This is a genomic window from Pontibacillus salicampi (genome assembly GCF_042434395.1).
Classification (GTDB): Bacteria; Bacillota; Bacilli; order Bacillales; family BH030062; genus Pontibacillus; species Pontibacillus salicampi.
Genome location: NZ_JBHLTP010000009.1, coordinates 83,652 through 96,788 on the forward strand (window position 1 = coordinate 83,652; position 13,137 = coordinate 96,788).

At 41.1% G+C, this 13,137-nt stretch carries 14 protein-coding genes; all 14 read left to right on the top strand.

The features are described 5' to 3' along the window. Window positions 1–22 precede the first annotated feature (22 nt). The 14 genes from sigE to ACFFGV_RS10830 all read left to right on the top strand — a co-directional run bounded on the left by sigE (window position 23) and on the right by ACFFGV_RS10830 (window position 13,051). Window positions 23–742: an RNA polymerase sporulation sigma factor SigE gene (sigE, locus tag ACFFGV_RS10765; protein WP_377347628.1), complete on the top strand. Its 720-nt coding sequence runs from the start codon at window positions 23–25 to the stop codon at window positions 740–742. Window positions 743–931: 189 nt separating this feature from the next. Then, window positions 932–1,711 (top strand): RNA polymerase sporulation sigma factor SigG, encoded by a 780-nt coding sequence (gene sigG, locus ACFFGV_RS10770; RefSeq protein WP_377347630.1) that lies wholly within the window; start codon window positions 932–934, stop codon window positions 1,709–1,711. 180 nt (window positions 1,712–1,891) lie between these two features. Further along, window positions 1,892–2,161: a YlmC/YmxH family sporulation protein gene (locus ACFFGV_RS10775; protein ID WP_377347632.1), complete on the top strand. Its 270-nt coding sequence runs from the start codon at window positions 1,892–1,894 to the stop codon at window positions 2,159–2,161. Between the two features lie 70 nt (window positions 2,162–2,231). After that, a complete protein-coding gene (gene pgeF / locus ACFFGV_RS10780; RefSeq protein ID WP_377347634.1) occupies window positions 2,232–3,053 on the top strand; it encodes a peptidoglycan editing factor PgeF in 822 nt (273 codons plus the stop codon). A 21-nt stretch (window positions 3,054–3,074) separates the two neighbouring features. Then, complete coding sequence (locus tag ACFFGV_RS10785; protein WP_377347937.1) at window positions 3,075–3,755, top strand: YggS family pyridoxal phosphate-dependent enzyme; 681 nt, start codon at window positions 3,075–3,077, stop codon at window positions 3,753–3,755. Window positions 3,756–3,767: 12 nt separating this feature from the next. Beyond that, on the top strand, window positions 3,768–4,214 hold the full coding sequence (locus ACFFGV_RS10790; protein ID WP_377347636.1) for a cell division protein SepF: 447 nt from the start codon (window positions 3,768–3,770) through the stop codon (window positions 4,212–4,214). Window positions 4,215–4,232: 18 nt separating this feature from the next. Then, on the top strand, window positions 4,233–4,508 hold the full coding sequence (locus tag ACFFGV_RS10795; protein WP_377347939.1) for a YggT family protein: 276 nt from the start codon (window positions 4,233–4,235) through the stop codon (window positions 4,506–4,508). A gap of 91 nt (window positions 4,509–4,599) precedes the next feature. After that, on the top strand, window positions 4,600–5,376 hold the full coding sequence (locus ACFFGV_RS10800; protein ID WP_377347638.1) for a YlmH family RNA-binding protein: 777 nt from the start codon (window positions 4,600–4,602) through the stop codon (window positions 5,374–5,376). 109 nt (window positions 5,377–5,485) lie between these two features. After that, entirely contained in the window at window positions 5,486–6,001 is a 516-nt protein-coding gene (locus ACFFGV_RS10805; protein WP_377347640.1) for a DivIVA domain-containing protein, read from the top strand. A gap of 428 nt (window positions 6,002–6,429) precedes the next feature. After that, window positions 6,430–9,186 (top strand): isoleucine--tRNA ligase, encoded by a 2,757-nt coding sequence (ileS, locus tag ACFFGV_RS10810; RefSeq protein ID WP_377347642.1) that lies wholly within the window; start codon window positions 6,430–6,432, stop codon window positions 9,184–9,186. A gap of 204 nt (window positions 9,187–9,390) precedes the next feature. Further along, the gene (gene lspA / locus ACFFGV_RS10815) at window positions 9,391–9,861 is read left to right on the top strand and encodes a signal peptidase II (protein ID WP_377347644.1); all 471 of its coding nucleotides are present in this window, start codon (window positions 9,391–9,393) and stop codon (window positions 9,859–9,861) included. Further along, window positions 9,858–10,769: an RluA family pseudouridine synthase gene (locus tag ACFFGV_RS10820; protein ID WP_377347646.1), complete on the top strand. Its 912-nt coding sequence runs from the start codon at window positions 9,858–9,860 to the stop codon at window positions 10,767–10,769. Before lspA ends, ACFFGV_RS10820 begins: the two co-directional genes overlap by 4 nt. 192 nt (window positions 10,770–10,961) lie before the next feature. Beyond that, window positions 10,962–11,525 carry a bifunctional pyr operon transcriptional regulator/uracil phosphoribosyltransferase PyrR gene (pyrR, locus tag ACFFGV_RS10825; protein WP_377347941.1) on the top strand — a complete coding sequence of 188 codons (564 nt, stop codon included), beginning with the start codon at window positions 10,962–10,964 and terminating at the stop codon, window positions 11,523–11,525. 149 nt (window positions 11,526–11,674) lie between these two features. Beyond that, the gene (locus ACFFGV_RS10830; RefSeq protein WP_377347648.1) at window positions 11,675–13,051 is read left to right on the top strand and encodes a solute carrier family 23 protein; all 1,377 of its coding nucleotides are present in this window, start codon (window positions 11,675–11,677) and stop codon (window positions 13,049–13,051) included. The last annotated feature ends 86 nt before the right edge of the window (window positions 13,052–13,137 follow it).

Genomic DNA, 13,137 nt, shown 5'->3' on the forward strand with positions numbered 1-13,137 from the left:
CTACATAAAAAGGAGGAATATAATGGCGAAATGGAAATTAAAGCTGCAATTATGGTGGTATAAGGTCTTACTGAAGTTCGGTTGGAAGTCAGATGAGATTTATTACATTGGGGGAAATGAGGCACTACCGCCGCCGTTATCCAAAGAGGAAGAGGAAGAACTGCTTCATTTGCTGCCAAAAGGCGATAAAGCAGCCCGCGCTATGCTGATTGAACGTAATTTACGCTTAGTGGTGTACATTGCTAGAAAGTTCGAAAATACTGGCATTAATATTGAAGACCTCATTTCTATTGGTACTATTGGCTTGATAAAAGCTGTAAATACATTTAATCCTGAGAAGAAAATCAAGCTCGCCACCTATGCCTCCCGTTGTATTGAAAATGAAATCCTTATGTACCTGCGGCGCAATAATAAGATAAAAAGTGAAGTATCCTTTGATGAACCATTAAATATAGACTGGGATGGAAATGAGTTGCTGCTGTCGGATGTGCTGGGTACAGAAGAGGACATTATTACGAAGGATCTGGAGTCGAGCGTTGATAAGAAGCTATTGAAAAAAGCGCTTGAGCAATTAAATGATCGAGAAAAGCAAATTATGGAGCTCCGATTTGGTCTCATTGGGGAAGAAGAGAGAACTCAAAAAGATGTGGCAGATATGCTTGGTATTTCTCAGTCCTACATTTCCAGATTAGAGAAAAAAATTATTAGAAGGCTGAAAAAAGAATTTAATAAAATGGTGTGAGAACTCAATTGGAAGAGTTCTCTTTTTTTTGCTGTTTTACACGTGGTGAAAAAAATTTTTTGCTGCTATAGCAAGATACGACAATATTTTACAGCCTGTTCTTCGACTCTTGCATGTTTCCTTCTGCATAAATTTCCCTCTCGCGGAGATACTGAACTTTGACAGCAGCTCCAATGAGGAGGGTATATAGTGACGCGACATAAAGTTGAAATATGCGGAGTCGATACATCCAAGCTACCAGTTCTAAAAAATGATAAAATGCGAGAGCTTTTTAAGGAAATGCAAGCTGGAGACCTAGAGGCTCGCGAGACATTGGTTAATGGTAATCTTCGGCTCGTGCTAAGTGTGATTCAGCGGTTTAACAATCGTGGAGAATACGTAGACGATCTGTTCCAGGTCGGATGTATTGGATTGATGAAATCAATTGATAATTTTGACTTAAGTCAAAACGTGAAATTCTCTACTTATGCAGTGCCTATGATCATTGGAGAAATAAGGCGTTATCTGCGCGATAACAATCCTATCCGAGTATCTCGTTCCCTTCGAGATATTGCTTATAAAGCTTTACAGGTGCGAGAGAAACTTATGAGTAAAACCTCAAAAGAACCAACACCAATGGAGATTGCTGAAGAAATGGGAGTACCGCATTCTGATGTTGTCTTTGCATTAGATGCGATTCAAGATCCTGTATCGCTGTTTGAGCCGATTTATAATGACGGCGGTGATCCTATTTTTGTAATGGATCAGCTGAGCGATGATAAGAATAAGGACACGATATGGATTGATGAAATTGCATTAAAAGAAGGTATGAGAAGATTAAATGAGCGAGAGAAAATGATCTTGAACAAGCGTTTTTTTCAAGGGAAAACACAAATGGAAGTTGCTGATGAAATAGGTATATCTCAAGCTCAAGTGTCACGTCTGGAAAAGGCGGCAATTAAAGAGATGAATAAGCAAATGTATGATTGATACTTATCTTCTTCCATGCTACATTAAGAGTACATGTCCTGTAGGCCTGCTACCGTCCTGGTAGCAGGTCTTTTCGTGCCCACTTCCCCTATCTGTTGTATAGAACCGTATTTTAGTAATTTCCTTATCAAATCGCCAAACGTTCTCGCATATATTGATAAAAAAAGAGGCGGTGGATATATGGTTACAATTTCAGAGTTGCAAGTGAAAGAGGTAGTTTCGGTGGAGAATGGGCAGAAATTAGGGCATTTGACGGATTTAGAGATTGATGTCAATAAAGGGACGATTACTGCTATTATATTAGGGAATCGTGGTAAAATGATGGGTATTTTCGGTAAAGAAGACGAATTGGTTGTCCCATGGAGTTCTATATTAACCATTGGAGAAGATGTCATTTTAGTCAAAAATGTAACCAAACCAGCTCTTTACCCTCCAGAAGAAGGAGAATAAGCTGTATTAGCACAAGAATTTTGTCGTAAAGTATGATAAAATAAAACAAACTTATCTATTGGAGGCAATCATGTCTGAAAGCTTTCACCATACTCATCCGTCTTATTTAGAATTAACCAAGTGGACGTATGCTAATCCAGAAGTAGTAGCTGGGATGACTACAAGACTTGGAGGGGAAGGAGTTGCTCCATTTGATTCCTTCAACCTTGGCTGGCACGTTCCTGATATACAACAAACCATCCGAAATAATAGAGAAACATTGGCACAATTACTACAGTTTCCGATACAGAGTTGGGCAGGGTCCAAACAAGTACATGGTACAGATGTGTACACAATTACGAAGAAAGATATCGGCAGGGGGGCGTTATCTAATGATGATGCGATTCCTGACTGTGATGGTTTAATTACGAATATGAAGGACGTCCTGCTGACAGCTTTTTATGCCGATTGTGTACCTCTATTTTTTTACAGCCCAGTAGAAGAATGGATTGGGATTGCTCACGCTGGCTGGAAGGGAACAGTGGCAGGCATGGGTCCTAAAATGATACATGCTTTCGAGGAGAAAGGGGTAGATCCTTCATCCATTAGAGTAGCTGTAGGCCCCTCTATAAGTGGAGAAGTGTACGAAGTGGATGAACATGTAATACAGCAAATTCCTTCGGATAAAAGAGTACCTCCTTATGTGTTTCCGAAGAAGAACAATAAATATTTATTATCATTGCAAGATATGCATAAACAATTGTTAGTCGAAGCCGGTGTACCAGAGAGGAATATTGAAGTCTCTCACTACTGTACATATCAAAACGAAGATTTATTCTTCTCTCATCGAAGAGATCAAGGAAATACCGGTCGAATGCTTGGTTTTATAGGAATGAAAAGCAATGTGGACTAGCTGAAAGGGGTTCCTTTGTTGGTGAACGTACAAGAGAATGTAACTACTATACAGCACAAAATAGCACAGGCCTGTCAGAAAAGCGGACGCAAGGACGCTGATATTACCATTATAGCAGTAACTAAATATGTGTCTGTAGAAAGAGCGGAGCAGGCAATAGATGCAGGCATTTCCAATCTTGGTGAAAATAGAATCGAAGGGTTTCAGGAGAAGTGGGAGGTGCTTAATGAAAGGGCTGACTTTCACTTTATTGGCACCTTGCAGTCTCGAAAAGTAAAAGATGTGATTGACGAGGTCAGCGCAATTCATTCCCTGGACCGTATATCACTAGCTAAGGAAATCGATAAGCGATCAGACAAGCCAGTGTCGTGTTTTGTCCAAGTTAATGTTAGTGAAGAAGAGAGTAAACATGGCTTAACGAAAGAAGACGTACCCTCTTTTATTAAGAAGCTTAGGGCATACCCAAATGTAAAGGTGGTTGGTCTAATGACAATGGCCCCCCACATTGATAATGAGGACGAGCTTCGTTCTGTGTTTTCTGCTCTTCGTCATCTCAAAGAGGAAATAGAACAGCAGGAATGGGAGCATGCGCCATGTCATTATCTGTCAATGGGGATGAGCAATGACTATGAAATTGCCATTGAAGAAGGGGCAACCCATATCCGTATCGGCTCTCAATTAGTGGGTCGTGAAAATGAATAACGAGGTGAAAAAATGAGTTTTAAAAATAAGCTGAAAAATTTCTTTGCTCTAGACGATGAAGAATACGAATATTATGAGGAAGATTTAGAAGGTCAAGAAGAGGAGCAGCCTCAAGCTCAGACAAAGGACCAAAAGAAACAAAATGTCGTCAGTCTCAAGAGCATGCAGCCCTCCTCGAAGGTCGTGTTGTGTGAGCCTAGAACTTATAACGAAGCTCAGGAAATAGCAGATAACCTAGTAAATCGAAAAGCAATTGTCATTAATCTGCAGCGTGTCGATCACCAGCAGGCGAAGCGAATAGTGGATTTTTTGAGCGGTACCGTATATGCTATAGGAGGAGACATTCAAAAATTGGGCTCCGAAACATTCCTATGCACGCCAGATAATGTTGATGTTTCAGGGAATATTTCTGAAGTAATGAACGAGCAAGAGCATGGTGATTTTCAGCAAAGGTGGTAAGAGAAATTGATAAACGTAATCTATTCTGTACTTGAATTTTTGCAATTTTTATTGAACGCGTATTTCTTCGCGCTTATCGGATATATACTTATGTCCTGGTTCCCTGGTGCAAGAGACTCTTCTATTGGTAGATTTCTTGGAACCATTTGTGAACCTTACTTAGAGCCTTTTAGAAGATTTATCCCTCCAATAGGCATGATTGATATATCCCCAATTGTGGCTATCTTTGCGTTAAACTTCGCAGCAGGCGCAGGGATATCGGCGTTATATTCGTTAGTGAATAATTTATTGTAGGTGATCATGTTTCATGGTCTCCTTTTTATTTTGTCAGGAGAAATCATTAGATAGTAATTAGGAATGAACAGTTCTGGAGGAAGAGGGACAGATGATGGAATTATATCAACATTTTCGAAAAGAGGAGCAGCCATTTATAGATCAAGTTCTCCAATGGCGAGATAATGTTCTTACTAAATTCACACCGCAGCTGACTGATTTTCTTAATCCTCGGGAGCAATTAATCTTTCAATCCTTAATTGGGAATCATGATGAATTACAATGGGGAGTATATGGCGGTGCTGAGCAGGCTGAGCGGAAACGAGTATATCTTGCCCCATTTTATGAGGAGATACATAACTCAGACTTTCATGTAACATTGTTGGAAGCAACGTACCCAAGTAAGTTCGTTACGCTCGAACATAGGGATGTATTGGGCGCTTTTATGTCTCTCGGGATAAAGAGGGGAAAACTGGGTGATTTGATTGTTACAAACAATCGAATACAAATCCTTGTTGCGAGTGAAATAGCATCCTATGTTATTATGAATTTAACGGGCATCAAGCAAGCTGGTATTCAGCTTGAGGAAAAGGATATGACAGCATTACTCTCTTCTGAGGAAGAGTGGGAAGAGTCGAGTGGTACAGTATCTTCCTTAAGACTTGATGCGATACTCAAAGAAATGTACCAGATATCTAGACAGAAAGCATCAGACTACATTCAAAAGGGTTATGTTAAAGTCAATTTCCGTATGGTGGAGGATCCAGCCTTTACGCTACAAGAGAAGGATATAATCTCTTTAAGAAGTAAGGGAAGAAGTCAGCTCCAAACCATTGAAGGAAAGACAAAGAAAGATAAATGGAGAATTATTACAGCTAAATTAAAATAATTATGAGACAAAAGAAGGAATTTGTGCAACTTTGTCGAATGAAATACTAACGAAGAGCGGCACCTAAGCGTGGATCGCTTTGATATAACCCCTTAAGGAGGTGGCCCCTGTGGCACTTACACCATTGGATATTCATAATAAGGAATTTACAAGAGGCTTTCGAGGTTACGATGAAGATGAGGTAAATGAATTTCTAGATCAGGTAATTAAAGATTATGAAATGGTTATTAGAGACAAGAAAAGCTTAGAAGAAAAGGTGGCTCAATTGGAGGAGAGGGTCGGTCATTTCAGTAACATTGAACAGACCTTGAATAAATCCATTGTTGTAGCCCAAGAAACCGCAGAGGAAGTTAAAGAGAATGCCAATAAAGAAGCGAAGCTCATTGTTAAAGAAGCTGAAAAAAATGCGGATCGAATTATTAACGAGTCCCTTGCGCAATCCCGCCGCATCGCTCTCGAAGTTGAGGAATTGAAGAAGCAAGCGAAAGTATTTAGGACGAGATTACGCATGATGGTAGAGGCGCAGCTTGATATGATAGAGAACGATGATTGGGAAGAGCTTTTCAATGTTGAAGTGGATGAAGAAACACAATATGAAAAAGAGCTAGCGGAAAATAATTCTTGACGTGTCAGCTATTTTTACATATAATTCATTAGCATAAATTATTTCATATATTAGTTGGAACGATGACAGGACAGTTCAAATTACCTATCTCCATTAGCGAATCAGGGACGGTGGAAGCCTGAAGGATGAAGTTGTTTTGAACAATCTTCCTCGAGTTACTTTCGGTGAAATGTACTACAGTAAGCGAAAGCGTCTCATTCACGTTACGAATGCTTAAGTGGATTAGCTATGATCAGTATGTGTCTGTTAATCTATAAGGGTGGTACCGCGAGGCCTTCTCGTCCCTTCATGGGATGAGAGGGCCTTTTTGTGTAGCATCATTACTAGGTCGCTCCAAAGAGATACAAGATACACTTTGCTTTACCCTATTCAGCGTATCTCTTCCATAGATCATGTCTATGATGAACATATAAAGGAGGAACGGTTCCATGAACTACAAAGATACTTTATTAATGCCAAAGACAGAATTTCCGATGCGCGGAAATCTGCCTAACAAAGAACCTAAAATGCAAGAAGAATGGGACAATCAAGCTCTCTACCAACAAGTGCAAAAGCGCACGGAAGGACGTCCATTATTTGTATTACACGATGGCCCTCCTTATGCAAACGGGGACCTTCATATGGGACACGCTCTCAATAAAATCCTAAAAGACTTTATTGTTCGCTATAAATCAATGGCCGGATTCCACGCTCCATACATTCCAGGTTGGGATACACACGGCCTTCCAATTGAACAAACGCTGACGAAGAAGAAGAAAGTGAACCGTAAGAAAATGACTGTGGCTGAGTTCCGTGAGCGCTGTGCGCAATATGCGATGCAGCAGGTGGATAATCAGCGCACCCAATTTAAGCAGCTTGGTGTTCGTGGCGATTGGGAGAATCCATATATTACGCTTAATAAAGAATACGAAGCGGCTCAAATCGAAGTATTTGGCGAAATGGCAAACAAAGGGTATATCTACAAAGGCAAGAAGCCTGTGTACTGGTCCCCTTCCTCTGAGTCTGCCTTGGCAGAAGCAGAGATTGAATACCATGACAAACGTTCTCCATCTATTTATGTTGGATTTAATGTGAAGGATGCTAAAGGTGTTGTAGATGGTGATGAAACATTTATCATTTGGACGACTACTCCTTGGACTATACCCGCTAATATGGCAATTGCTGTTCATCCTGAGCTTACTTATGTAACTGTTAAGGCGAACGAAGGTAAATATGTTATCGCAGAGAAATTAATCGATGATGTAGCGGAAGCGCTAGAATGGGAAAACCCTGAGATTGTTCAAACCTTTAAAGGATCGGAATTGGAATTCGTTGCGACCCAGCACCCTATTTATGATAGAGAATCAATGATTGTATTAGGAGACCACGTTACAACAGACGCTGGAACAGGCTGTGTTCATACTGCACCAGGACATGGAGAGGATGACTTCCTAGTAAGTCAGCGTTACGGATTAGAGGTTCTTTGCCCAGTTGATGAGAAAGGGTACTTTACCGACGAAGCACCGGGATTTGAAGGTCAGTTTTACGATGCTGCCAATAAAGAAATCACACAAAAGCTAGAAGAAACACATTCCCTATTGAAGCTTCAGTTTATTACACACTCCTACCCACATGATTGGCGTACCAAGAAGCCAACCATTTTCCGTGCTACGGCACAATGGTTTGCATCTATTAAAGATTTCCGTAATGAATTATTAAAGGAAATTGAAGAAGTAGAATGGACTCCAAAGTGGGGAGAGACTCGCCTTTACAACATGGTACGAGATAGAGAAGACTGGTGTATTTCTCGTCAGCGTGCATGGGGAGTACCAATTCCGGTTGTGTATGGGGAGGATGGTACACCAATCATTACAGAGGAAACGATTCAGCATATCTCAGCCTTATTCCGTGAACACGGGTCTAACGTATGGTTCGAACGAGAAGCGAAGGATTTATTACCTGAAGGGTTTACATCTGAGCATAGTCCTAACGGAACCTTCACAAAAGAAGAAGATATTATGGATGTATGGTTTGATAGCGGCTCCTCTCATCAGGCCGTACTCGAGCAGAGAGAAGAGCTAGACCGGCCAGCGGATTTATACTTGGAGGGCTCCGACCAATATCGTGGCTGGTTTAACTCATCCTTATCTACTTCAGTAGCTGTTTCTGGAAAAGCGCCATTTAAAGCAATCCTTAGTCATGGATTTACTCTGGATGGGGAAGGACGGAAGATGAGTAAATCTCAGGGTAATGTAGTTGTTCCAGATAAGATTATGAAGCAGTACGGAGCGGATATACTACGCTTATGGGTATCAAGTGTAGATTATCAAGCGGATGTTCGTATTTCTGATGATATTGTGAAGCAAGTTTCAGAAGTTTATAGGAAAATCCGTAATACATTCCGATTCCTTCTTGGGAATCTGCATGATTTTGATCCGAAAACAGATGCTGTTCAGGAGGAGAATCTTCAAGAAGTAGACCGGTATATGCTGCTTCGTTTACAGGAGTTGACCGAAAAAGTACGCGGAGCTTACGATCGTTATGAATTCGCAACAATATACCATGCCGTTCATAACTTCTGTACTATTGAGCTGAGTTCCTTCTATTTAGACTTTGCTAAGGATGTCTTATATATTGAGGCGAAGGATCATGCTCGTCGTCGCAGTATTCAAACGGTGTATCACGAAATCCTTACTTCTCTTGTTCAGCTATTAGCACCAATCCTCGCTCACACTACAGATGAAGTTTGGAAGCATATTCCAGGAGTGGAGGAAGCAAGCGTACAACTGACAGACCTTCCAAAGACCAAGGAAGTGAAAGACCATAAAGAAGTAAAAGCAAAGTGGGATCACTTTATGAACGTTCGAGATGACGTATTGAAGGCTTTAGAGCAAGCACGGTCCGAAAAAGTCATCGGTAAGTCTCTAGAAGCACATGTAACGATTGTTCCAAAAGATGGAGAAACAAAAGAGCTCCTTGAGCAGGTAGCCCATTTAGAGCAATTGCTTATCGTGTCCGGAGCCACTGTTTCTGACCAAGATAGTGGTGCAGCAGAATATGAGCATGTGCACGTGAGGGTAGAAGCTCATCCTGGTGAGAAATGTCAGCGTTGCTGGGTAGTAACGGAAGAACTCGGTACTAGTGACAAACATCCAGAGCTATGCCCGCGTTGTGCAGCCATCGTTGAAGAGCATTACGAAGCGTAACAAGCGAACGGTAAAGAAGGAATTAGGTCTATTGCAATACAGTTGCGATAGACCTTTTTTCATCCACCTCCTAACATTTTATTATTCGGATAACTCTTAAGAAATAGAGTGAGACCTAGCCCTTTCTCTTTTCTTTAAGCAAAAATGATCATTATATGGTAAAATGCTATAAGATAGCATTCGGCAAGATCGGAGGAACAAGTTGTGTGGTATTACGTATTAGCTTTGCTCATTGTAGCATTAGATCAAGGAACGAAATGGCTCGTAATTCAGCAAATGGAGCTTGGAGAACGGATTCCTGTGCTGGAGCCTTTTTTATACTTAACCTCTCATAGAAATACAGGAGCGGCTTGGGGAATATTAGAGGGGCAGATGATTTTCTTTTATATTATTACAGCCATCGTAATTGCAGGAGTTGTGTATTATATTCAAAGGTTCGCCTCTACCAGTAAGCTCCTTGGAGTATCCCTCGGTTTTATTTTAGGAGGAGCAGTAGGGAACTTTATTGATCGTATCGTTCGTAAAGAAGTAGTAGATTTCGTAGATACGTATATTGGCAGCTATAATTTTCCGATATTTAACGTAGCAGATTCAGCCCTGGTAGTAGGCGTTGGGCTTGTGTTTATTGTTACTATATTGGATGAACGGAAGAAGAAAGGAAGCATAGAAGCATGAAAGAGGTAAAGCACGTAGTAACAGCAGAAGAACAAGGTACTAGGCTTGATAAATGGTTAGTTGACCAAACCGAAGATGTATCCCGCTCTCAGATTCAAGCGTGGATTCGGGATGAATATGTAGAAGTTAATGGCAAGATTGAAAAGAGTAATTATAAATGTCTGGAAGGGGATGAAATTCATTGGTCTATACCAGAAGCTGAACCAATGGAAATCAGCCCTGAAAATATTCCTTTACACATTGTATATGAAGACGTTGATGTTATTGTTGTAAATAAACCGAGAGGAATGGTGGTGCACCCATCTGCCGGTCATGAAACAGGGACACTTGTGCACGCACTGCTATACCATTGTCATGATTTATCTGGCATAAACGGGGTTATGCGCCCGGGAATTGTTCATCGAATCGATAAAGATACCAGTGGTTTATTAATGGTTGCTAAGAATGATAAAGCTCATACATCATTAGCAGATCAATTAGCAGAGAAAACAATCGATCGTAAATATATGGCCATTGTACATGGAGAAATCAATCATGAATTTGGTACGATTGAGGCTCCTATCGCACGAGATCCAAAAGACCGACAGAAAATGGCGGTTGTTGAAGGTGGAAAAGATGCAACTACCCATTTTAAAGTATTAAAGGTTTATCGTGATTATACGTATGTGGAATGCGTGCTCGAAACAGGACGTACTCATCAAATTCGTGTACACATGAAATACATTAATCATCCGTTAGCCGGTGATCCTAAATATGGTCCTCGAAAGTCTTTGGAGATTGATGGACAAGCATTACATGCCGGGCATCTTGCTTTCACTCATCCTACAACAAAGGAACGAATGGCCTTTGATCAAGAGCCGCCTCAGGAATTTCTCACTTGCTTAGATGAAATCGAGAAAAGAACTTGACGTTCTTAGACCCTTATGGCATAATTTCTAATTAGAATAATAATCCTTTAAAGATAGTCCCGTGAGGCTATGAAGGTGTCGGATAAATTGGTGGATACAGCTGTCCTTAGTATATTAATGGGCACCTGTATGCTCAGACCATCCCTCCTGTCTCACGGCAGGAGGGATTTTTTTATGCAATCAACCTTAGTTATGGAGGAGGGACACCCTTTGGAACAAAAAGCAATCGTATTAGATGATGCAGCAATTCGAAGAGGAATGACAAGAATCGCCCATGAGATATTAGAAAAGAACAAAGGGGTGGACGGACTCATCCTAGTCGGAATTAAAACAAGAGGAGTTCCTCTTGCCAAGCGTCTGGCCGAGAAGATAGCTCACATAGAAGGTGTAGAAGTGCCGATTGGAGAAGTTGATATAACGTTATATCGAGATGATTTATCGAAGCATACCCATCAGGAAGAACCTCAATTAAAAGGAACTAGCATCGATGGAGATCTTAACAATAAAACTGTTGTACTAGTAGACGACGTGTTATATACAGGAAGAACTGTCCGAGCGGCGATGGATGCGCTGATGGATTACGGAAGGCCTTCCCAAATTCAATTAGCCGTTCTAGTAGATCGTGGACACCGAGAATTACCGATTCGAGCAGACTATGTCGGAAAAAATGTTCCAACCTCTCATGATGAAGTAATTGGAGTACATCTAAGTGAGATTGATTCATTAGATCAAGTTGGAATATATCATCAAACTTAATTAGAAAACCTTTAAATCAAGTCCAGAGAGGCTGAAAAGGTTGCATGAGGAAAGATGACGTATATCTTGTGGACAGGATACGTACACCTCTTTGCGAGCTTTTCGCAAAGAGGTTTTTTTATGAAGGAACACCATAAGGAGGAGATAAGATGAATAATCAGGAAACAGTAATGGGTGTAAGAGAAGTTCCTGCTTGGCATAAATGGATTACATTAAGCTTACAGCACTTATTCGCTATGTTTGGAGCTACCATTTTAGTTCCATTCTTAACAGGTTTATCACCTGCGGTCGCATTAGTATCCAGTGGCCTAGGTACATTAGCTTATCTTCTTATTACGAAGGGGAGAATACCAGCTTATCTTGGCTCTAGCTTTGCCTTTATTGCTCCAATTGGAGCCGCGATGAATGCAAGTGGCGTAGAGGGAGCAATGATTGGCAGTTTCTTTGCTGGGATAGTGTACGGCCTAGTAGCCATGCTCATCCGGCTAGCTGGGTTAAAGTGGATTATGAAGGTTCTGCCGCCAGTTGTAGTAGGTCCGGTCATTATGGTTATTGGATTAGGTTTAGCTTCAACTGCCATTGATATGGCAAGCAACGATACAGACGGAAACTACTCCTTAACACACGTTTCCGTCGCCTTAGTTACCTTAGCTGTAACCATTATTGCTACTATGTTCTTCAAGGGATTTATGAGCATCATTCCGATTCTGTTTGGAATTGTATCAGGATATGTCTTTGCCATTACACAAGGAATTGTCGATACAAGTGGAATAAAAGCAGAGTGGCAGGAGATTACATCAGCTAATAGCTTGGGAGATTTCTTCCAGGCTTTCTTCCAGGTACCTGATTTTGTACTGCCTTTTGTGGACTATTCTCCATTGACTGTTTTCAGTGCAAATATACTCCTCATTTTAGTTCCTGTCGCGTTTGTTACGATTGCCGAGCATATTGGTGATCAAATGGTCCTCTCGAAAGTTGTTGGGAATAACTTCCTCGAAAAGCCAGGATTGCATCGCTCTATAGCAGGAGATGGGGTTGCCACTGTCATTGCTTCCATGCTTGGCGGACCACCAAATACAACCTACGGTGAGAATATTGGAGTGTTAGCCATAACAAGAGTATTCAGTGTGTTTGTAGTAGGTGGAGCAGCGGTATTTGCTATCCTGTTTGGTTTCATTGGCATGGTGACCGAGGTCATCAGTGCAATCCCTTCAGCAGTTATGGGAGGGGTATCCATTCTCCTCTTTGGTATTATTGCTTCTAGCGGACTTAGAATGATGGTAGATAACCATATAGACTTAGGCGAGAAGAGAAACCTCATCATTACATCTGTAATACTGGTTATTGGAATAGGTGGAGCCTCCATTCCTGTGCCACCTTTAAATATTGATTTATCAGGTATGTCGTTGGCCGCACTTTCTGGAGTCTTGTTAAACCTTATTCTACCTGGCAAAGACAAGGGCCATGGCAACGGTAGTATGTTTCAAGTAAATAACAAGGCAGAATCGGATGATCCTGCCGCATAGCCAATCGAGATGACACGTTTTAACAAGGTCCAGAGAGACTTTGAAGGGTGTTAGGTCGATCGATGAAGCATGGCTGATCCTAGCCA

Excerpts from the sequence above, each read along its gene's own strand:
- sigE (WP_377347628.1), top strand. The coding sequence starts at position 23 with ATGGCGAAATGGAAATTAAAGCTGCAATTATGGTGGTATAAGGTCTTA.
- ACFFGV_RS10775 (WP_377347632.1), top strand. The coding sequence starts at position 1,892 with ATGGTTACAATTTCAGAGTTGCAAGTGAAAGAGGTAGTTTCGGTGGAG.
- pgeF (WP_377347634.1), top strand. The coding sequence starts at position 2,232 with ATGTCTGAAAGCTTTCACCATACTCATCCGTCTTATTTAGAATTAACC.
- ACFFGV_RS10790 (WP_377347636.1), top strand. The coding sequence starts at position 3,768 with ATGAGTTTTAAAAATAAGCTGAAAAATTTCTTTGCTCTAGACGATGAA.
- ACFFGV_RS10800 (WP_377347638.1), top strand. The coding sequence starts at position 4,600 with ATGATGGAATTATATCAACATTTTCGAAAAGAGGAGCAGCCATTTATA.
- ileS (WP_377347642.1), top strand. The coding sequence starts at position 6,430 with ATGAACTACAAAGATACTTTATTAATGCCAAAGACAGAATTTCCGATG.
- ACFFGV_RS10820 (WP_377347646.1), top strand. The coding sequence starts at position 9,858 with ATGAAAGAGGTAAAGCACGTAGTAACAGCAGAAGAACAAGGTACTAGG.
- pyrR (WP_377347941.1), top strand. The coding sequence starts at position 10,962 with ATGGAGGAGGGACACCCTTTGGAACAAAAAGCAATCGTATTAGATGAT.
- ACFFGV_RS10830 (WP_377347648.1), top strand. The coding sequence starts at position 11,675 with ATGAATAATCAGGAAACAGTAATGGGTGTAAGAGAAGTTCCTGCTTGG.